Origin of the sequence: Fibrobacter sp. UBA3629 (assembly GCF_002374005.1) — a bacterium.
Lineage (GTDB): Bacteria > Fibrobacterota > Fibrobacteria > Fibrobacterales > Fibrobacteraceae > Fibrobacter.
On record NZ_DFLC01000006.1, the window covers coordinates 125,333 to 147,823 of the forward strand.

General features: G+C 53.7%; 13 protein-coding genes. 4 read left to right on the forward strand and 9 right to left on the reverse strand.

The window, feature by feature from the left end; all coding sequences use genetic code 11:
* Nucleotides 1–17: 17 nt before the first annotated feature.
* The 8 genes from B2310_RS01735 to B2310_RS01770 form a co-directional block, all read right to left on the reverse strand.
* Nucleotides 18–1,718, reverse strand: coding sequence for a right-handed parallel beta-helix repeat-containing protein (locus B2310_RS01735; RefSeq protein WP_290728235.1), 1,701 nt, complete (start codon nt 1,716–1,718; stop codon nt 18–20).
* Nucleotides 1,708–2,640: a TIGR02147 family protein gene (locus B2310_RS01740; RefSeq protein ID WP_290728236.1), complete on the reverse strand. Its 933-nt coding sequence runs from the start codon at nt 2,638–2,640 to the stop codon at nt 1,708–1,710. Before B2310_RS01740 ends, B2310_RS01735 begins: the two co-directional genes overlap by 11 nt.
* 120 nt (nt 2,641–2,760) lie before the next feature.
* Nucleotides 2,761–4,509 (reverse strand): GDSL-type esterase/lipase family protein, encoded by a 1,749-nt coding sequence (locus B2310_RS01745; RefSeq protein WP_290728238.1) that lies wholly within the window; start codon nt 4,507–4,509, stop codon nt 2,761–2,763.
* A gap of 2 nt (nt 4,510–4,511) precedes the next feature.
* The gene (locus B2310_RS01750; protein ID WP_290728240.1) at nt 4,512–6,389 is read right to left on the reverse strand and encodes a GDSL-type esterase/lipase family protein; all 1,878 of its coding nucleotides are present in this window, start codon (nt 6,387–6,389) and stop codon (nt 4,512–4,514) included.
* Nucleotides 6,389–9,277, reverse strand: coding sequence for a carbohydrate-binding protein (locus B2310_RS01755; RefSeq protein ID WP_290728242.1), 2,889 nt, complete (start codon nt 9,275–9,277; stop codon nt 6,389–6,391). The genes B2310_RS01750 and B2310_RS01755 overlap by 1 nt, the downstream gene beginning before the upstream one ends.
* Before the next feature lie 393 nt (nt 9,278–9,670).
* Nucleotides 9,671–13,309, reverse strand: a complete 3,639-nt coding sequence (locus tag B2310_RS01760; protein WP_290728244.1) for an FISUMP domain-containing protein — start codon at nt 13,307–13,309, stop codon at nt 9,671–9,673.
* Nucleotides 13,310–13,322: 13 nt separating this feature from the next.
* A complete protein-coding gene (locus tag B2310_RS01765) occupies nt 13,323–14,717 on the reverse strand; it encodes a hypothetical protein (protein WP_290728246.1) in 1,395 nt (464 codons plus the stop codon).
* A gap of 87 nt (nt 14,718–14,804) precedes the next feature.
* Nucleotides 14,805–16,214: a sodium-dependent transporter gene (locus B2310_RS01770; protein WP_290728248.1), complete on the reverse strand. Its 1,410-nt coding sequence runs from the start codon at nt 16,212–16,214 to the stop codon at nt 14,805–14,807.
* Between the two features lie 52 nt (nt 16,215–16,266).
* On the opposite strand from B2310_RS01770, the gene sufB reads away from it, so the two are divergent.
* Both sufB and B2310_RS01780 read left to right on the forward strand, forming a co-directional pair.
* Nucleotides 16,267–17,682: a Fe-S cluster assembly protein SufB gene (gene sufB / locus B2310_RS01775; RefSeq protein ID WP_290728250.1), complete on the forward strand. Its 1,416-nt coding sequence runs from the start codon at nt 16,267–16,269 to the stop codon at nt 17,680–17,682.
* A 41-nt stretch (nt 17,683–17,723) separates the two neighbouring features.
* Entirely contained in the window at nt 17,724–19,154 is a 1,431-nt protein-coding gene (locus B2310_RS01780) for an aldehyde dehydrogenase family protein (protein WP_290728252.1), read from the forward strand.
* A 3-nt stretch (nt 19,155–19,157) separates the two neighbouring features.
* Here the strand turns inward: B2310_RS01780 and B2310_RS01785 are convergent, their stop codons facing one another.
* A complete protein-coding gene (locus B2310_RS01785; protein ID WP_290728254.1) occupies nt 19,158–19,592 on the reverse strand; it encodes an acyl-CoA thioesterase in 435 nt (144 codons plus the stop codon).
* A 138-nt stretch (nt 19,593–19,730) separates the two neighbouring features.
* Between B2310_RS01785 and glgB the strand changes: the two genes are divergently transcribed.
* Together glgB and B2310_RS01795 are read left to right on the forward strand one after the other, a co-directional pair.
* Nucleotides 19,731–21,947 carry a 1,4-alpha-glucan branching protein GlgB gene (gene glgB, locus B2310_RS01790; RefSeq protein ID WP_290728256.1) on the forward strand — a complete coding sequence of 739 codons (2,217 nt, stop codon included), beginning with the start codon at nt 19,731–19,733 and terminating at the stop codon, nt 21,945–21,947.
* A gap of 19 nt (nt 21,948–21,966) precedes the next feature.
* A complete protein-coding gene (locus B2310_RS01795) occupies nt 21,967–22,410 on the forward strand; it encodes a hypothetical protein (RefSeq protein ID WP_173382830.1) in 444 nt (147 codons plus the stop codon).
* The last annotated feature ends 81 nt before the right edge of the window (nt 22,411–22,491 follow it).

Consider the following 22,491-nt stretch of genomic DNA (forward strand, 5'->3'; position numbering starts at 1 on the left):
TGCGCAATTATAACAAATTATTGGGCGCCGCTATCGGTCCGGACAATCCACGCATTATCCGCATCGGCGAAATCGACGTTGTAATCGTAATCGGGCTTGTAGCCGAGAGCATCGCCATCAACGGGCTTGCCGCCCGCCGTGAACAGGTTATCCTTCATCGCGACAAAGCCGACCGTCGAATCTACCGGAGAGCCGTCTTCGTTATACCAGCGGTAAAGCGTCACGGCCATCTCGTTATTGAAAACGTTGGATTCGACAAGGCAGCGTGCAGAATCAGAACAGACCACGCCAGACAACTCGACACCATCGAAGAAGTTGCTGTAGGCATGGAGCACGCCGCCATGCGAGAGAACACCATCTCTGCTCAGGCCCGCAAAGTAGCTGTGATGCACGGTCAGGCTCTGCGCGGTATCCTTGATGATATCGCCCGAAAGTCCAAAGAGCACGCCCGTCTGCGCATTTTCGAAGCGCGACCAGGATATGGTCACGTTGTGCGAGCCGCGCTTCACGTCGAGTTCCACCAGCGGGTATTCCTCGAAGGTGCAGTGGTCCACCCACACGTGATGCGAGCGGTTGTGAATCGAGAGCGCCCTGCGCGAGCTGGTATCGAGCACGGTTATCGCGGGAGCCGTAAACGTGATGTTTTCGAAAATCAGGTTGCTCGATGTTTCGGTAAGGATTCCCATGCCCGCAAAGCGCACATCGCGTCCGCGGCCGTCGAACGTCTTGTCGTTCTTGAGGCGGAGCGGAGACTGCAAGTTGTATGTACCGCTCTTCTCGAAAAGAATCCACGTGGGGCCTTCGCGATAGGCACAGTCGCGAAGCGAACCCGGAGCGATTACGGCAGAAGTCTTCGCATTGCCCGCAGAATCCACCTCCGTCGTGTCCTCGACAATCAGGTAGTCTTCCGTCGTGGTGACGATGCAGATTTCGCCTTCCGCCTTAGAGATGTTCCCCAGGGTATCGGTAATGCCCGCAGCACCCAGAGTACCGACAGCATAGCCCTCCATCTGGGCAAGCAGCGCATCGTGTTCGCTCCAGTCCTTCCCGGGATACTTGCTCGCTACCGGCTCACGGTTCTTGAACACCTTTATTTCGGATTCGGGATCCGTGCAATCCACATACAAGGTATCGCCCGGAACAAAGCTGAGCGTTGCAGAATTCTTTTCGGCGGCATCGGCTACATGGATGTCGAAAATTCCCGCCGGAAGCGAGTCGATGACAAAGTGTCCACTGCTGTCGGGAACAACGAAGCGGTCGAGACCCACCACGCGAATCACAGGAGCTTCCGAGCCAAGGAAAACGAAGCCTTCGATACTCGAAAGTTCTCCGAGCCGGACCGTATCGATTCTGGAATCGTTCGAATCGAGCGTAAATTTGAGCACAGCGCCCGAAGCCCTGGAATCGCGCACGTTCCTGACTTCAACCGCGTAGGCCCCCGGTTCCGCAGCCATTTCCACGAAGCCGTCCGCATCGGATTCCATCCACTCGGCAGAAATTTCGCCATCGCTCAGGAAATCGCCGGGGAGCATGCGGATTCGCGCTTTAGGGGCAGGAGACCCGTCGGCAAGCTGCACCTGCAGGGCGAATGTAGATTCCGCCTCGGTTCCGCCCGCAACCTTCCCGTCGTTGCTACAGGCCGAAACCAGACCCGCGCCCAGCAAGGCCGAGAGTCCGGCCGAGAGCGCTTTGCAAACTTTAGATAAACTAAGCCTCATCCGAACCCTCCACATCACCATCTTTCTCGACACCAGTAGCATTTTCACCCGCAGCAGCATCGAGCCCCGCTATACGGCGCTTGCGACCCCTGCGCTTGGGAGGCGGATACGGGTCCGAAAGCGGGAACAGCTGCATCCCGAGCTGGAAGACCCGATTCGGCTTTTCGCACTGGCCAACCTTCGCCAAGACTTCGCGACGGAAGCGACGGACCATTTCTACCAGTTCGCTATATGTCGACTCGTCGCAAGCAAAAGCCAGCGTCGAAAGATTGCGCTCGCCACGGCCAAAGCGGTCCATCGCATCTTGCGCCACGTTCAGGTTCTGCTGAATATACGAATTCACCGCCGTGCTGTAAGATTCCGAGCCGCTCGAAATCAGACCCTGCGTCTGTTCGTAGAACCCGGTCTCCGGATTCTTCTTAATCATCGAGAGGCGTTCGAGAAGCGCAATGGAAGAACGCACCTGAGAGCCCGTAATCGGCGGACGCACCATGAGACCAAGCGCAGCATCGTCGCCCACATAGGGGTAAAAAGTCACAAGTTCGCGGACTACAGCGTGGTACCAGTGATCAAAGTATTCGAACTGGTCTTTCGCCACGTTCTCCACCTTGCATTCCTTGGTGGCGACAAGCTTTTCGAGGTATTGCCTGCTTTCGGAATGGTTTTTCGCCTGGTTGAAGGCGACCATGTCGGCAAAATAAGATTTCTCTCGCGCATCGGAGCAGAAGATATCGGCAAAAACAGAAACGAGGCGTGCGGTCAAATTGCGCTTGCCCTGTAAAATTTTGTTGAACATCGACGCATCGAAACCAGCCTTGTCGGCAATATAACGGTGGCTAAAGCGCCAGTCACCCGCATGGCGTTCCTCGTAGGCGTCGCGCAAAAACTCGCGATAATTCAAATACTCAAATAGATTGATCATTTCACCTTAAATATAACAAAAGCGTCTACATTTCGAATATTTAAAAAGTCTACACTTCAAAAAAAATTTCTTTGTAGTGATTTATCCCACACCCCCGCGGAATGAATCACCCCAAAAAAGCTATCTGGAGAAGTAGCGTCCCTTCGGGAGTTTCGAATGCGTCTTTTCGCCGGGGACCATGCGACCGAGGGCATTGAAGCGACGGCCATCGCGAACCGCAGGAACATCCGTCGGACGTTTCACAATCGCATCCGTTCCACTCGAAGACGATTCTACATCGCCCTTCACCTTCGCAGGGCTGCATCCGGTGCGGTACACGCCCTTGATGTCGAAAGCAATCATGTCGATATTCGGTCCGCCGTCTGCCGAGACAGAGGCAAGTTTCACCTTAAAGTCAAGCGCATCCACCCAAACGTCCTCGACGTAAGCGGTATCCCACTTGTCCCAGCTTCCGGTAGACTTGAATGTCACATCGTACTCACCATTATCGACAGTCAGCTTCATATCGCGATCCGTATTTCCTTGGAACGAATAGCGGATCATCACGCGGGCGTTCGATGCGGACTGGTCCGAAGTCACATTGTAAGTAGCCGTGCTGTAGGCGGAGTTGTCAAAGTTAAAGAAACCCTGGCCCGTATAGCCTTCGTGGTTCGCCTCGGTCCAGCCATCCCCCGCTTCAGGGCTAGCCATGTCAATCGGAGAAGGCCAAGCTTCGTCGGCAACACCGTCGAAACAAATTTTCGGGTCAAACGAACTCGACGATTCAGGCCCAGCGGAGCTGGAAGAGGTCGGGCTATCGAGAGAATTTTCTTCGCCGTGCGAAGTCGGCTGGCAGGCGGGCCCTCCGTCAAAGACAGCCGTATAGGTCGCAGCGCGGTAGAGGGTCTTTTTCCCGTAGTAGTTCGAATCGGCAGAAAGTTTATTGCAGTCGTCATCGTACCAGCCAACGAACTTCTTGCCAAAGCTACCGGGGCTCACATGCAAAGTAAGCGGAGCGCCGCCAGGGAGTTGCTGGTTATGCGTAATGAGCCCTTTGCTGTTCGAAATATTCGCCTTGACCGTAAATGCGTAGCGCGGCTTGAGGGCGGACACGAGTTGCGTCAAGTTCGCCTTGTTATCGGCAGAAATGTACGATTCATTTTTCAGGGCGCTTTCAAGTTCCTCGGCAATCCACTGGCAATGCGCAATGGAACCCGATTCCTGGAAGTGCGTCGTTCCATCGTTAGTGACACCATCCGGGTAATTCGGGTATTCTCCCTTCAGGAACATCTTGAACTGGTAGCGGGAAACATACGCCGGGTCCCAGCTCTTGCTGTAGGCGTTGTAGGATTTCGCGTTCAGGTTCACGTAAACGGCGCCGTTTTTCTTGGCGAGTTCTTCCATCTTGCCGACAACGTTGTATTCAGTAAAGATATTGCGGCCATTCGCCCCCATGTTCATGTTCATCGGGGTCACGTACACCAGGGTAACGCCCGCACCTTTAGCCACATCGGCATACTGCTGTAGCCAGTAGCCAAGCGAATCAAAGGGGACCTCGCGAGCTTTGCTTCCAAAATAGCGGTCATTATGCCCGAACTGGACCATCATGATATCGCCCTTCTGCAGTTTGGCCTTGACCTCGTCCAGGCGGCCTTCCTGCACGAACGTCTTGGAACTGCGACCGCCGATAGCGTAGTTCACCACCTGAACGCGGGAACCGTCAAAGAAACTCCCCAGAATCTGCCCCCAACCCGTTTGCGGGTAGGCATTGTCCTTGTAGTTACAGACCGTAGAGTCGCCAATCACGTGAACCTTAAAGCTCGTAGAATCACTCACGGCGACACCCGCAAACACGGCAGCAGCGATGAGGAATTTAAACACTCCCTTCATATCTACCTCACCTTGACCCAGTTTGCGTTAAACTTTTCACTACCCGAGCGGACAACGACGCGATAAAGCCCCGCCGTGCGCACAGTTTCGGACAAATTCATTTCGCCCGCAGAACCGGTCTTGCGCATTACCAAGCGGCCACGCATGTCAAACACGCTCACGTCGGCATCACGCACCAGAGAGAGCACGCTGCCACGGAGTTGTACTCCCGCATTTGCGGCCACGCCGCGCAGAACTGTCGTCGACGTATCAGTCGTATCCTTAGTCGAATCCTGAACTTCGGGGCAGCCCTCACTCACGCGGCAAACGCCTGCAAGGCTGAATCCGAAGGCATCTATGTTCGGAGCTCCGTCGCTCGTAAGCGACATAATCTTGAGTTCCGTTTCACCCTGCGGGGCATCCATCACCACGTAGGCCGTATCCCACTTGTCCCAGGCACCCGTAGGCGGCGCACTCACGAGGTAGTCGTGGTCCAGATAGGCATTGAACATGCGGTCCGTATTTCCGCCATTGGCGTAGCGCACGGCAAGAGTCACGTAACCCGCCGCCGGGAACTTGACCTTGTAAGAAGCGAAAGACGTCTGCGAGTTTTCGAGATTGAAGAAGCCATCGCCCATAAAGCCGGTCCAGTTGTTTTCCTTGTAGCCGACGCCCGTATCGGGGCTATAGGCATCGAAGAACTTCTTGATGTTCTTGTCGACCTCGACATCAATCTGCTCGGTACCTTCAATCGGAGTAAACGGAACAAACGTCACATCGGCAAGGCTCTTCGGAGTCGTCGTCGGGAACGCCGTCAACGCCTTGCCGTCACCGGTATACTTCTGCGCCGTACCGCCCTCATAAACCGCAGTATATTGCGTTGCGGCAGAGCCCATCACGAACGTATGGATGTAGGGAGACTTCACATTGGAGCGGCTCGGTGCCCCCACCTTGTTGCCGTTGCCGTCGTACCAGCCGAGGAACTTCTTGCCGCTCTTCGGCATGGTCTTGAGCATCACGGTCATTCCCTGCGGGTAATACGCACCGAGGGACGTCGCATCGGCAGCACCTTCGGGGCTCACCTTGACATCCACCTGGTACATGGGAGCCATGTAGTCCCCGAGCTTTTTCACAATCGGGTCCGTATGCGCACGCATCTGTTCGGTAATAATGCGCCCGAAAGCGTTCGCACCGTTCATCTGCAAGTGCACCTGGTCCGTCTGGTCACTGCCCAGGTTGCTGTATTCAGCCGTGGTCGCATAGTTGAAGATGAACTGAGCCGCATACTGCTCGCCCACCGAAATCATGTAGTTCGCGACCATCTCGCTCATGTCGATAAACGGCACGTTGAGTTCTTCGGCGAGGCTCTTGTTGAGCGCCGGATAACCGCGGTAGCTGTTATGAATCTGCGTCGGGGAATCGTAATACAGGCGACGAATCGGGCTCATGATAATCGGGTATGCACCCTTCGCGCGGACATCGCTTACCATCTTCTTCATGTTGGAAGCGAAGAAATCCTCGGTACTGTAATTCACGTCATTGATTCCGAACTGGATTACGACGTAATCGCCCGCCTGAAGCTTTTCGGCAATGCAGTTACCGGCAGAACAGCCCTTCTTGAAGAACATGTCGTAATAACCGACAGCAGTGCTGCCATCCTTGGCCTTACCGCCGCCACCGAGAGACATGCCACCCTGGCCACGGTTCACCACCGCCGCCTTGGTCGGGTCGAACCAGTAATGGAAATCCTGACCCTGACCCTGCTTGGGATAATAGCCCTCGTTCCAGTCCTGCATGGTGGAGTCGCCACACATGTAGATGGTCACTTTTGCAAGCACCGCGGGAGCGGCAAGCATCGAGGCGATTACGGCAGACTGCCAGATTTTAGAGAACGCGCCCATTACTTCACCATCCTCGTCGCGGCGACAAGCTTGCCGTCAAGTTTCACCTTCACCACGTACATGCCCTTCGAGAGCAGTTCGCGATCATATGCAACCGAGGTCGCGCCAGCAGTCACGTTCCTGGAAACGCCCAGGCGCATCGCACCGGACATGTCGTAGAAGTAAATTTCAGCAAGGCCTGCTTTCGGGGTGTACAACACACCCGTCGAAGGGTTGAATACCATTCCACGCACAGAAGCTGCAACAGGCTTTATCGTGGTCTGCTCGTCGACCTGGCCCGCATAGGCGCTCACGCCTTCGATATCGAAGTAGAACATATCCACATTCGCGCCACCATCGGCAGTCGTCGACTTGAGCGTAATCGTATTGAGTCCCTTCGCCAAATCAATCTTCGCATCGGTCGTAAGCCAAGTCGTCCAGCCGCCGGTCGCATCCATAGAGACTGTCCCTACCTTGACTCCGTTCACCACAAGTTCCATATCGCGTGCGGCACTGCCACCGTTTGCAAAGCGGATGCTGATGGTGGTAGAAGCAGTATGTTCGGAATGCAGGTTCCATGTCCCGTAGCTTGCGGTGGAATTGTCGAAGTTGAAGTATCCCTTCTCGACAAAGCCCGTATTGGTCGTCTCGGACCAGCCGATTCCCGCATCCGGCGTAGAAGCATCGACCTTGGAGGCCTCCTTCTTCGTTGCAACTTCTTCAGCATTTCCCGGAGCGGCAACAGAGAGCACGCCCTTCGCAGATGCGGCATCACCCTCACCACCTTCGGTTACAACGGTGTAGGCAAATACGCCCGCTTCCGTCGGAGTTCCAGAAATGGTCACGGTCGAACCCTCTACCTTCGCGGTCACGCCCTTCGGGAGTCCAGTCACCTTCACGCCGTCGCAGCCGATAAACTTGTAGCCGAAGTTCTCGATTGCATTTCCCAGCAGGATTCCCTGGTTTTCAAGCCCATCGCCCACCTTCGAAATAGAAGGAGCGAGGCCCGCGACACCTTCGGTACCAAGCATGTAAATGTCGGGTTTCTTCAGATTCTTCACCATGTCGGGCAGGTAATAGCTCACATGAGGCGGCTGGTTGTAGGCAACGTTCTGCCAGGCAACACTCACGCGGTATTGCGGGTCATGCATCAGCGTGTAGAGCCTGTGCGGAGTCGTCACGGGAGTCTGGAAAATCGTGATCGTCGAAGGATCCGTGCTGGAACGCGCAATGAATTCTTCGCGCCAGTCGCCAAACAGGTCTGCCACAATGCAGGGATTCGCCTTGGTGTAGTTGTTCAGAGTCGAGCTATTCACTTCATAGAAGCTGAAGTAGCGATCGACGGTCTTCTTGCTGGAATTCCACTTTTCAATCTTTCCTCCGCTGCCGCCACTGCCTGTAGCATCCAGCAGTTCATCCTGTAAGTCACCATCAAAGTAAATGCGGAAATTGACCGAAGGCTTCGTCTCATGCAAAAGAGTCCCCTTCACGGTACGCATTCCACCACTGGTACCCGACCACATTTCGAAGCCGCGATTCGTGGAATCGACATCGGCAGCCATGCCACGGCCATTGTCCACATTCCCAGCCTGAGTCTGAGTCGTTCCCCAGATGACCTTGCCATCCTTGTCGCGGTATTCTTCACTATACGCATTCTGCTTTTCTTCGTGAACATCGTAGACTTCCAAACCCGGATGGTCAGGATCCATATCAGAAAGATGCATGGCATCGCCATGGCCAAAACCAGTACGGTATCGGAGCGTTCCGTCATGATTGAGTGCGGCAGCCCCCATAACGATTTCGTCAAAACCGTCGCCATCCAGGTCGCCAACGGAAAGGTTGTGGTTGCCTTCGCCGTAAAGTCCCTGTCCCTTCTTGTCGGAACTGTGCTGCCAGCGGGTCTTGAGTTCCTTGCCGTCAAAGTCATAGGCGGCCACAAAGAATTCGGTATAGTATCCGCGGCTCATGATCACACTCGGGTGAACCCCGTCGAGGTAGGCAATCGCCGCCAGCATACGGTTATCGCGGTTACCGTAGGTATCCCCCGAAATCTTTCCACGGGCGGGCCAATAGTTAATCGTATGGACAGCCTCGCCGGTATTTCCCTTGAACACCGTCAGGTATTCGTTACCGGTCATGATCGTTCCCGAAGAGGAGCGGTAATCCTTGGAACCGTCGCCAATGACCTTGCCCTTGCCGTCGACAGTGCCGTCGGAAGTTTTCATCACGATTTCGGCAATTCCGTCACCATCCAGGTCATAGACCATGAACTGGGTATAATGGGCGCCGGCACGGATATTCTTGCCGAGGTCAATACGCCACAGGAGGGTTCCATCCATCTTCAAGCCGTCAATAAACACCGATCCCGTGTAACCCGACTGGGAGTTGTCCTTGGAATTGTTCGGATCCCATTTGAGAACCAAATCCAGTTCGCCATCGCCATCCAGGTCGCCCACGCTCATGTCGTTGGGGCTGTAGCTGCATGTGGAACCGTCCGGCATCGTCTGGTCCTTGGGTACATTGAGACCCTTGATGGTCTTGTACGGAAACCCCTTGCTGTTCTGGTCCAGGACGATAAGCGCACCTTCCGCCTTGCCTTCCTTGCCGCCAACTACTGCCGCGACCGTATATTTGGAAGTCGTCTTGCCGTCAGCGTCCAGGTAGTTCGTGCCAGCAGTCTTTCCGATGGTGGCGATTTTCGTTCCATCGCGGTAGAGGTTGAATTCCGTCGTGGGGTCATCTGTACCCAAAAGGCGCCAGCTCACGAGCATTCCCTTACCCGTATTCGCAACAGCAAGGCCACGCGAAAGCTTTTCCATCTGGCGGGTCGCCGCGAAGGAAGGTTGAGCAAGCCCGAAAACAGTTGCCGCACAAGCAAGCAGGGCCGTAGTTCTGAAACCAATCACCATACTTTTCTCCAAGTTTTAAGAGACGGAACAGCCCGGACACCACATCCCACCATTCCTAATATATATTCTAAACAAAATAAAGCAAAGTACCCATACACATAAACTATACAAAACGCATCACAAACAGGCTTTCGGGCGCATGAATCCGTTGCCCACGGACAACGCGCCGTCTTCCCTTTCCTAAATATAATTCATTTGAAAATAAAAAGTCTACAAAACTTTGTAAATTTTTTAAATTTTTAGTTTTTTAAGAGAAATAATTACAATTAAAAGTCTACATTTTGTAATAACTGTAGACACAACTGCAGACCCATTTTTGCTCAAAAACGCAAAAAACGGCCAAAAAGCCGTTTTTTCGCAATCACCAAAAGGTTTTACGCCAAAAATCCGCCCTTATTCCATGATACAGCGGGCAAGGTTCCGATCCGCATTTCCAGAATACGTATCGTCGCGATAATATTTAGATTCACTGAAAAAAGGAGTCATGTATCCTGGAGAAAGTGACGTCGACGACCAAAATGCCGTTCCTTCCTCATACCACCCCTGATTTTCATTATTCCTATTAGCATACATATAATACCCCTGGCCATCTACAATACCCATCGTATCCACAAACGCCTTTATACTCACTGCGCTATTGACAGCCGCCTCCCATTCGCTCTTTGTCGGCAGCTGCCAACCTGCGGGGCACGCATCCTTGACCTCCGTATAGGTGTAATAATAGCCCCTATCGGAATATGAAGCGCTGTCCCTATAGAAAATAGCCTCGCCCGTTTGGTACTTGAGATTCTCCCCCATCCAAACTTTGCCATTAACAACGACCGTCTTATAGACCTGGCCGTCGCGTTCATCCTTAAACGAATTAGTAAGCGGACTGTACCATTCCTTACGAACACAACGGACATTGTTCAAATCACTCAAACCACCCGTCGAATTCGTCCCATTGTATGAGCCATTACCAAAATACGGCACGACATACACATCCGCCTCTTTTTCGGTACTCGACCAGAAAGCGACCCCATCGGTATACCATTTGCCCTGATTACCCAAATAATAGCCAGAATTATCGTGCATATCCAAGGTGTCCATCATTTTTCCCGCAGAAACCGAGTTCGGATTGCCTCCAGACGCTTTAATCGCCTTGCGCCATTCATCGTTCGTGGGAATCCTCCAGCCTTCCGGACATGCATTCAAGGCTTCCGTAATATTGTAGAAATACCCTAAGTCTTTATATTTATCATCTCCGTTGAAATAGACCGCATTCGAGGTTTTAAAGCGAAGGTTATCACGCATCCAGACCAAATCAGCAATTTCCACAGTCCTATAGTAATTGTTATCTCGCAAATCCTTAATCATGCCAAAAGTAGATAATGTGGCTTTTCCTGCCTTTTTGTACTTTTCCAGACGGATGATGTTGAAGTTCGGGCTTCCCTTGGGCGCTCTAAACTTTATATCAATGGAATGCAGGCTCTTTGCGCCATCCGGGCCAGACAGGACTTTTCCACCCAAATCCAACTGCTGAAATTCGGTCCATTCAAAACATTGCCTTCTTTCTGTCTTCGAAGCGGACAATTCGACAAACGGCTTGTTATACCAAAGATAGGAATTCTTCAACAAATCAAAATCCATTTCCAGCATAGCCGAAGAATCTGACGTATAGGTAATGCAGAGCCCACCCCAGCCAGACACGTCAACCGGGACCTTGTTGTCAGACCCATCCGGGGATCCCGCAATATCGAACGTGAGCATGACCCAAGGATTATAACCATCCGGCATCTCGCCCCTCGCCAATTTCACTGTTCCGCACAGGCCCTTGCAATAGTCAACAACAGCACTAAATTCCTCACGCGCATTGTACTCAACGGGCCATTCAACGATCGATTCACCACCTTCTTCCTGGTCGATTTCAACCTTCCAGTATCCGGAATTACCGCTACCGGCATCTATTCCTGTCTTTACACGGTATGACGTATTCTTGCACCACAAATCCGTGTCCTCGCAACCTTCGTTATCAACTTTCTGCTTGACACAACGAACGGAAAGCGCAATTTCAGAACCGCGTGAAACATTTCCTACTGTAGCAGCATCACTATCATAGGCCAAATAAACATAATATGGTTTTCCGTCTTCATTCACCGATGAACTCCAGAAAAACGCATAATCCTCTTTCGAAATGTATTCTCCCGTGTCTTTTCTATATCCAGCAGCGACAGCAGAAAAACCTGCATTATACTGGTCTTCCCTTATTTCGCTCCACCCCACCATGGATTTCAATGAGTTTCCGGCGATGCTGGCATACGGCCCCCATACAGAATCCCAGTCTGCCTTTCTAGCCAAGCGCCAACCGCTAGGGCAGGCATTCAAGGCCACATTCCTCTTGTAAAGGCGGCCAAACTTGTCGCAATTATCGTCGTCATCATCATAGCAATAGCTACCTTCCGACTCATAATTCAAGTTCTGCGCCATCCAGGTCAAACCACCTTTCTCAATCGTCCTGTACCATTTGCCGTCACGGGAATCCTGGACGGAATCATATTTAATATCCGGGTTCAAGTAATCTAAAGCACTGACCTTGCTAAGCTCTTTAAAATAATCCACACCGATATCTTTTGCCTCTACTGTATCGGGCGGCACGTTACAACGTCCATAGCTTCCGATCTGGTAAATATTGAAGAAATGACTTTGATAGGGATTTCCGTTGAATTGGATAGCAATGGACTTGAGAGCCTTGGCGACCTCCCCTCCCGTAATTTTGTTTTCATTGCCCCATCCGCTCTCCTGCTCGAAATCCTCCCACTTGAAGTTCTGCACCCTATACTGCTTCCCAGTTTCCGGAGTCAAGAGTTTAACGGCAGGCACATTGAAACCGTAATCGGATGCGTCTGCAGGCTGCAGCAACAACGTCGCTTCCTTGTCCATGTTGAAGGCAATACAGAGACCTTCCCAAGAAGACACATCATGCGTCCCTCCCTTGCTATCCAGATCAAAGAGCACTTGTGCCCACGGATAAACGACATTGCCCTCAGCGCCACCATACTTTACAAGGCCACAAAGACCATTGCACGTATCATAAGGGTTTCCTTGCGGTTCGATGATGGCAGTAGAGCCACCATCCGTGTCATCGAGTTTAGTCGTCCATTTCGCGCTACCAACATCTGTTTTCACGACATTTGATTTATCAGATCCTTTCCAGAGGAATCCACTTGTGTTTTCGGAACCAGATTCCGCACTGCTGCTGGGTTTCACCGAACTTGAACTGGATGGTTTCGCGGTGTTTGAACTTGAGGACGCTGCCAACCCCTTTCCGCTGAAACCAACCGCAACAACGATAAGCCCATTCTTGACTTCCACATCTTCTGTCAACACTACAGCAACATAATCAACATTCCCGATGAATGTATCCAGGTCCTCTTCACCCATCGAGTACTTCAAGTCCTTGTAATCAAACGTCTGCGCTGTCACGCCACCCTGTTCAAGTGTCCAGCACCATTCGCTATTCACCCCATCCTTAACCACATCCCTAAGGCAAAGCTTTGCACCCGGGTATTCGTTCCCGTATGCAAGAACAATCGCGGAACTTTCGTCGGCCTTGAAACCGTCCAGCGAAATGCCAACACCCGCATTGGAACCGTTCGAAGCATTTTCCAGCTTGATAGAAATACCGCCATTCAGACGGATGAACGGAGTGAGGTCCTCCGGCAAGATATCCGTCGTAAAGTCATAGGCCCGACCATCCTTACCCGCAAAGCTCAACCTTGCCGAACCAGACGAGAATTGTTCCCAATTAGCTCCCGTCTGCGCTTCACTAACAAACTTGCCATCTTGGATGGCGCACCAGAACCAGTCGCCCGTGTCGCAGATAGAAGCCCATTCCCAATCCGCCTTGTCGAGATTGGCCTTGAACACTTCCTCGTTTCCATAGGCTTCCTTAAAATCGCTTTCGTACTTGTCGACGTAGTCTGTACAAGCCTCAAGTCCCAGAACAGCCAGGGACATAGCCACCATTTTTACGATAGAACTTCTTTTCGTCATGATTCAGCCCTCCCTAGAACAGGAATGTCACTCCGACACCAACCACACCAAGCACCGCGATGCCAAGTCCTACATTGCGCAGCGTCTGGTTTTTCTCAATTTTGTCATGCTGTTCGTTATACTCGTCGGGATTTACCGGCGTCACCTCGCTCGCTGACTTGGCCTTGCTGTTGAACACGGCCGCCATCACGCCACCGCCAACCGCCACGGCGGCAGAGATCGAAAGCGGAATCCAGTGGATACGGGATTTCTGGGAAGCATTCCCCTTCGCCGCATCAGCGGCATTAGCAGCCGACTGACTTTGCGCATCCTTCGTAGCCTCATCTTCGGCGAGTGCACGTTCGAGCTCGGCCAGTCCCTGCATGTAAGCAGCAGAATCGGCCGCCGTCATCCGCTCCGATTCATCCAACGTTACCTCATCGGGCAGTTTTTCGGAGTCCCAAGCCCAGCGCCCCACCATTTCCATTTTCTTGAGTTTCTTGAACACCTGCTTACCTTCAAAAGACAGAAGCACAGCATCCTTCGGCTGGACGAGGTCCGCCTTTTTGTTCTTCATGTCGAAAAACAAATTCGAATGTTTTTTGTCAGCCCCAACAGTCGCCTCGAACAGGCGCACTCCGTTCAAGTAGTAGGCCCCATGCACTGGACGACGCATATCCACGCGCAGCGATAGGTTCTTCTGACTCATCGCGAACTTCACGTTTGACCCGGCCTTGTTCAAGGAGTCATTTTTCACTTTCAACGTCGCAGCGAACATCGGAGCGAACTCCTTGCCCGACTGGCGCAAAACAATGGGGCCGCACTTTTCAATCCACAAGTTCGCAAGCCTCTGCTGCTGGCTTACGCGGACGGAATCATACAAAAGTTTAAAATCGTATTCCGCATCGAAATCGCCATCATAGTTGATGGGTTCCAGATAGACGTTCCCTCGCAAGCGAAGCAACTGGTCTCGGCTTATAACAATGCTCGTGAGTGCCTCGGAACAACTAGCTAGCTGGCGAATTCGCTCTTCGAAAGTCGTCGCCATGCGCATAGAACCGAGTCGAACTTCACCGGTCAATTCCATATAGTCATTTTCAAACGTAGGGAGTTCCACTTCATAGAACTGAGCACAGGTCGTATCGAGCAGGTCGTTCAACGAAACAGACGAGCAACGATCGTTCATCTCGGCGATTCGGTTCGCCCGCTTGAGGAGGGCAGCAACTTCTGGATTCGAATCACCAGCCATTATCTGCAAATTCTTGAGATCGTCCTTCAATTTTCTGATTTCTTCGGGACTTTTGACGAACACGGAAACCGTGGTACCCTGGCCATCGGACGCAGAAGCCCCGGAGGTTGAATCTGCCTGTTGGGCAAACGCGAAACACGTTAAAAGCGAGCCCAAAACTATTATACGCTTCAAAACCATGGATTACACTCCATTTACTTCATTTTTGCCAAAATGTAATAACAAAACCCTCTTCCGAGAGTTTTCGTCCAGATTTAAGACCGCCGTCTAGCCAAAAATTCTGGCGTAAAGCCCCGGCGCGAACTTCTCGATATACCCCATGACGAGGATAAACACGATTACCGCGGGCAAAATCCACTTAAAGTAGAAGCAAAGCACGGGATTCGTGGGTATATTGAAGCCCTTTCCGAAATTCGCCTCGGTGAGGAAGTTTTTCTGTTTCCAGCCGAACTTGTGGTTGCAGAAAAGCACGAACACGAGCGAACCCAGCGGCAGGAGCGTATTGGAAACGAGGAAATCTTCGAGGTCGAGCACGCAGCTCCCGGCACCGAAAGGTTCGAATCCGGAAAGCACGTTGAAACCGAGCGCACACGGGAGAGAAAGCAGCACTATGGCAACAAAGTTCCAGCGGACCGCCTTCGTGCGTTCCACGCCGTGGGCATCTATCCAGTAGGCGATAATGTTTTCGAACACGGCGACAAGCGTCGAGAGTGCCGCAAACGAGAGGAACAGGAAGAACGCCGCACCGCAAATACGGCCCGCGGGCATCTGCGCGAACACATTCGGGAGCGTCGCGAAAATAAGGCCGGGACCCGCACCGGGTTTAACGCCGAAAGCAAAGCAGCTCGGGATGATTATGAGGCCCGCGAGCAACGCGACCGCAGTATCGAGCACGCAGATGTTCGCCGCCTCCTTCGGGAGGCTGTGGGTCTTACCGATGTAGCTTCCGAAAATGGCCATGGACCCGATACCGATGCTGAGCGTAAAGAAGCTCTGACCAAGCGCCGCAAACACGACCTTCCCGATCCCCGCCTCCTTCAGTTTCGCAAAATCGGGCTTGAGGTAGAATTCGAGCCCTTCTCCCGCGCCCGGGAGCGTAAGTACACGCACCACAAGCAAAAGCATTATGAACAAAAGAGCGACCATCATGACCTTGGTGACGCCCTCCACACCGCGTTTCACGCCGAGCGCCACGATGGAAAGCCCGAGGAATGTCGCGACAATCATCCAGAAGCAAAGAAGCGGCCCGTTTCCGAGCATGTCGCCGAAAGCGGCACCAACCTGTTCAGGCGTCATCCCCATGAGGTCGCCCATCGTAACCATACGGTAGAAGTAATAGAGCATCCAGCCCGTGACCGTCGTGTAGAACATCATGAGCAGGTAGTTCCCCACAATCATCGGGATACCCGCATAGTGCCACTTGTGGCCAGGCTTTTCAAGCACATTGAAAGCCCTGCCTATCCCCCGCTGGGCTGCGCGACCCACGGTAAATTCCATCACCAGAATCGGGAACCCGAAAATCAGCAGGAACAGCAGATAAATTAAGATGAAGGCGGCACCGCCATACTGCCCCGTGATAAACGGGAACCTCCACACGTTACCGAGCCCGATTGCACACCCCGCGGCCACCAGGATGAAGCCCAGTCTAGATCCAAAACCTTCGCGTTTTTCACTCATATTTCCTCAAATATACTATATTTGTGTCGCATTTTTAGGCAAACAGGTCAAAATGAGCGAAAACTACAAATACGGATTCGTGACGGATATCGAGAACGAGGCCTTCGAGAAGGGCCTGAACGAAGATGTCATCCGAAGAGCCTCCAAGCTCCGCGGCGAACCGCAGTTTATGCTCGATTTCCGACTAAAAGCCTATGAAAAGCTCCAGCAAATGGAGCAGCCGAACTGGGGCGAGCTGAGTTTTCCGCCAGTGGACCTGCAGGACATCGTCTACTACTCCGCCCCGAAGACCAAGAAGAGCCACGAAAAGATTGAAGACGTGGACCCTGAGTTGCTCGCGACCTTCGAAAAGCTCGGCATTCCGCTGGACGAACAGAAGCGACTTGCCAACGTGGCCGTGGACGCGGTCTTTGACTCGGTGAGCATATACACCAGCCACAAGCGCAAGCTCATGGAAATGGGCATCCTGTTCTGCAGCATCAGCGACGCCATCAAGGAATATCCCGAACTCATCGAGGAATACCTGGGAAGCGTGGTACCCGCAGGCGACAACTACTTTGCAGCACTCAACAGCGCCGTCTTTGGCGACGGAAGTTTCGTGTACATTCCGCCCGGAGTCAAGTGCCCGATGGACCTTTCCACCTACTTCCGCATCAACAACAAGGAAGCGGGCCAGTTCGAACGCACCCTGATTATCGCCGACGAAGGCGCCAGCGTAAGCTACCTGGAAGGTTGCACCGCGCCGGAATACAGCAGCAAGCAGCTGCACAGCGCCATCGTGGAACTGGTGGCCAAGGACAACGCTAGCATCAAGTATTCAACCGTGCAGAACTGGTACGCGGGCGACCGCGAAACAGGAGCCGGCGGCGTGTACAACTTCGTCACCAAACGCGGCAAGTGCGCGGGCAAGAACAGCCGCATCAGCTGGACGCAGGTGGAAACAGGCTCCGCCATCACATGGAAGTACCCGAGCTGCGTGCTGCTGGGCGACAACTCCGTCGGTGAATTCTACAGCGTGGCCCTCACCAACGGGCACATGCAGGCCGATACCGGCACCAAGATGATCCACATCGGCAAGAACACCAAGAGCACTATCATTTCGAAGGGCATCAGCGCCGACTACTCCAGCAATGCCTACCGCGGCGAAGTGAGCATCCGCAAGTCCGCCACAGGCGCCCGCAACTACACGCAGTGCGACAGCATGCTCGTAGGCGACAAGAGTGCGGCTCACACGTTCCCCTACATCACGGTAGCAAATGCAAGTTCCACCACAGAACACGAGGCCACCACCAGCCGCATCAGCGAAGACCAACTTTTCTATTTCGAGAGCCGCGGCATCAAGCGCGAAGACGCCATACAGGCGATGGTGGGCGGATTCTGCAAGGACGTGTTCAAGGAACTCCCCGGCGAATTCGCGACCGAGGCAAGGCAGTTGCTGACGCTCAAGCTCGAACACAGCGTAGGCTAATGCAGCCACAACGTCGCGGCCTTTTACTATAATATCTAGCGATGAAATCTCTAGAAGAAATTTTCGAGGCTCAGGGCACACAGCGTTGGGCAGTCGCGAACACGACCGCAAAAGAGCGTATCGCGAAGTTGCGCTCACTCCGCAAGGCGATTGTAGAGCGCCAGCAGGAATTCTACGACGCCGTGTGGGAAGACTTCCACAAGCCGAAGACCGAAGCCTGGCTCACCGAAGTCTTCCCCGCCCTCGAAGAAATCGACTACAACATCGCGCACCTCCCCGACTGGATGGAAGACAAGCCCGGGCGCTGGAGTTGGCTGTTCCCGCTCAACCGGAGCGTAAGCCATTTTGAACCGAAGGGCCGCGTGCTCATCATGGCGCCGTGGAACTACCCCTTCCTGCTGTTCATCTCCCCCATCGCCGCAGCCATTGCCGCAGGGAACGTCATCATCGCGAAACCGAGCCACAAGACTCCGCATGTAGCCGCGTTTCTCGAATCGCTTATCGCAGGTGTGTTCGAGCAAAACGAGGTCGCCGTCGTGCAGGGCGCCGGAGCGGAAATCGGAGACAAGCTGCTCGCTCTTCCCTTCGACCACGTGTTCTTTACGGGTAGCCCTAAGGTCGGCGCGCATGTCGCGGAATGCGCCGCAAAAGTCCACGCCGGAGTCACGCTCGAACTTGGCGGCAAGTCTCCCGTAGTCATCCTCGACGATGTGAAGATTGCAGACGCCGCCAAGAAAATCGCCTGGGGCAAGTGCGTGAACGCAGGCCAGACCTGCATTGCGCCGGACTACGTGCTGTGCCCGCGCAATCTCGTGCAACCGCTCGCCGACGCGATTGCAGACAACATAAAACAGATGTATGGCGAGACGGAAGAAGCCCGCAAAGCATGCGAGAACTTCGTTCACATCGTCGAAAGCCACGCCGCTGAACGCCACAAGGCGCTTATCGAAGATGCGATTACAAAAGGCGCGATGGCACCCATCGGCGGGGCAGATTATTGCGATATCGCGGGCAGGTACACGCCCGCGACCGTACTTACCGGCGTCACGCCCGAAATGGATATCATGAAGAGCGAAATTTTCGGGCCAATCCTCCCGATTGTCACCTGCGATTCGCTCGAAGAAACTATTGCATTCATACAGAGCCGCCCGAAACCGCTCGCACTTTACATCTTCGGGCGCAACGAGAAGGCGATTGACCGCGTACTACGCAAAACAACCTCGGGTTCCACCTGCGTGAACCACTGCATATTGCAAATCGAAAACCTCTCGCTTCCCTTCGGGGGCGTGGGCATGAGCGGCACCGGCAACTATCACGGGATTTACGGGTTCAAGACGTTCAGCCACGAACGCAACGTGATGCTCCAGGGCGCATTCGACCCCATGCAGTTCTTCTACCCGCCCTACCACAAGGCAAGCGACAAGAGCCTCCGCGCCAAAATCCAGCGGATCGCAAAGAAGATTCTAGGGTAACGCCTACGTCCCTTCGACGTACAGCTTCTTCATCTCGTCGGTGATGGCCATGGGGCGGCCGCGGTTCATGTCCACGAGCACCCACTGCGTCTCGGATTCGAAAATCACCTTGCCGTCGGACACGCGCTCGAACCTGCACTTGCGCAAGCTCGCCACACGGCCGTACGCCGCCACCCACGTCGTCCCGCGGATTTCATCGCCCAGAAAAGCCTGGTTCTTGTACTCCACGTGCTGCACGTGGATCATCCAGCCGGCGCCCACGCTCTTCATCAGGGCCGTGCCGCCGACAGAATCGGAATGGGCAATCGCAATATCCTGAATCCACTTGACCGACCACACGTTGTTAAAATGGTGGTTGTCGTCAATCATCTCGGGTGTCACCTTGAACACCTGTGTAAATTGCATCGGGTTCACCGTATCTTCCATCGCAATAGCCATAAAAACCTCCTGTGCCAACAATCTAGAATTTTTAGCAAAGGAACAATTCCCGTTTAGACTATTTTTTTTTGCCATCCCGTAATTTGTTCTCCGTATTTTTTATATATATTCCTTGAAAAAACTAAAAAGAGAGATATTATGGATTGGAACGACTTCACGAGCCTTTCTGCAGAAGACATGCAGGCTATCTGGGACTTCAAGACGAAGGACCCGTTCTCTATTTTGGGAATCCACCCGCTCGAGACGGACAAGGGTATCAAGACGGTCATCCGCACGTACCAACCGCAGGCCGCCTACATCCGCGGTGAATCCTGCGATGGCGAAGTAGAATTCGACTTCATGAAGCTCGGCAATACCGGGTTCTTCGAGGCCATCCTCGACATGGACTACGAGCCGTTCTTCTACAACCTGATTATCAAGCAGGGCGACGGCATCGAGTACACGCTCACCGACCCGTACGCCTTCCAGCCCGTACTTACCGAATTCGACCGCCACCTGATTTCGACCGGCACGCACTACGAACTCTACCGCAAGCTGGGTGCGAACCTCGTGGAGCACCAGGGATTCAAGGGCGTGCAGTTCGCCGTCTGGGCCCCGAACGCACACGCAGTTTCCGTCGTGGGCAACTTCAACAGCTGGGACGGACGCCGCCACCAGATGCGCATGCTCGGCAGCTCCGGAATCTGGGAAATATTCATCCCGAACCTCGGCGAAAACGAACTCTACCGTTTTGAAATCCATGGCGCAGACGGAAACCTGCACGTAAAGATTGACCCGCTCGCAAAGCTTGCGGAAGTCCGCCCGGCAACAGCCTCCATCACGACGCACCTCGACGGCTACGAATGGGGCGACGAACTCTACATGAAGACGCACTGGGCCACCAAGGTATTCGGAAGCCCGATGAACATCTACGAGGTGCACGCCGGTTCCTGGAGGCGCGACCCCGCGAACCCCGACCGATTCCTCAACTGGGACGAACTTTCCGAGCGCCTCATCCCCTACTTGAAGGAGATGGGCTACACGCACGTGGAATTCCTGCCGCTGGCGGAACATCCGCTCGATGAATCTTGGGGCTACCAGGTGACCGGTTACTACTCCCCCACGAGCCGCTACGGTACGCCCGACCAGTTCCGCCACTTTGTGGACCTTTGCCACCAGAACGAAATCGGCGTGATTCTCGACTGGGTGCCGGCGCACTTCCCGAAGGACGCGCACGCACTCGGCCGCTTTGACGGCACAGCCTGCTACGAGCACGCCGACCCGCGCCAGGGCGAACACCCGCACTGGGGCACCTACATCTTTAACCTCGGCCGCAACGAAGTCAAGAACTTCCTTATCGCGAACGCGATGTACTGGCTCAAGGAATTCCACTGCGACGGCCTGCGCGTAGACGCCGTAGCATCGATGCTCTACCTCGACTACGGCAAGGGCCCCGGCCAGTGGGTGCCGAACAAGGACGGCGGCAACATCAACTACGATACCATCGAGTTCCTGAAGCACCTGAACAGCATCATGGGCCGTCTCACGCCGCACGCCATCCTGATTGCCGAAGAATCCACGAGTTTCCCCTCCATCACGCGCCCGCCAGAGCAGGGTGGCCTCGGATTCCACTACAAGTGGAACATGGGCTGGATGAACGACTTTTTGAGCTACATCGAGCACGAGCCCATCCACCGCAAGTACCACCACAACCAACTGACCTTCAGCATGATGTACGCCTACAGCGAGAACTTCATCCAGGTGTTCAGCCACGACGAGGTGGTTCACGGCAAGGGCTCCATGCTCCGCAAGATGCCGGGCGACAACTGGCAGCAGTTCGCGAACCTGCGCCTCACCTACGCCTTCCAGTACGCGCACCCGGGCAAAAAACTCAACTTCATGGGCAACGAGTTCGGGCAGTGGCGCGAATGGAACGAGAAGCAGTCGCTCGACTGGCACCTCATCAGCTGGGACAGCCACGGAAAGCTGCTGCAGATGATGAAGACGCTCAACCACCTGTACAAGGAAAACGCGCCCTTCTGGGAAATCGACCACTACCACACCGGTTTCGAGTGGATCTGGTGCGATGACGCAGACAATTCCATCGTGAGTTTCGTGCGCAAGGACGACCACGGGAACCAGATTTTGTGCGTGTTCAACTTCACGCCGGTGGTCCGCAACGACTACCGCCTGGGCGCCCCCGCCCGCGGAGCCTGGAAAGAAATTTTCAACACGGATGCGGCCATGTTCGGTGGCTCTAACGTTGGAAACTTCGGCGAAGTCTGGACGCAGGACATCCCGTGGCAGAACAGGCAGTGGAGCCTGAACATCCAGCTCCCGCCGCTTGCGGCCGTGTACTTCAGGCTGGAACGGTAATACAGGCAAAGGGCATCTTATGAAATTTCGGCGTTTCGCAGTTGCACTCGCTGCGGCATCCGCATTCTCACTTGGTGCCAGCGACAACTATCCAGAAGCCAAAGCTCAAGAAGCCAAAGAGCTTTCGCAAAAATGTGAATCAGGAGACATCCGTTCCTGCTTCGTATTCCTCTCATTTATCGACACAGTCGCAGCAATGACGCCCGAAGACAAGCTGCGGTTCGAAAATGCAGGCGGTTACGCAAGAACACCGGAAGCTCTAGCCCAAATAGCAAAAGACCTTTCCCAAAAGTGTGATTCAGGTATTATGCCAGCCTGTTTCATGGCACTCACAATTGCAGATAAAGTCGCCCACATGTCAGCCGAAGACCAAAAGCGTTTTGAAGATGCCGGCGGTTTCGACAGGCCATCTAAAGACAAGAAAGATGCCGGACAAGCATCCGACTCACTAAAAGAAAACTAAAACATTCTTCCCTATACAAAAAGCCCCGCCGGGGTTTCCGGCGAGGCAATTGTTTTAACGAGATCCCCGCCTGCGCGGGGA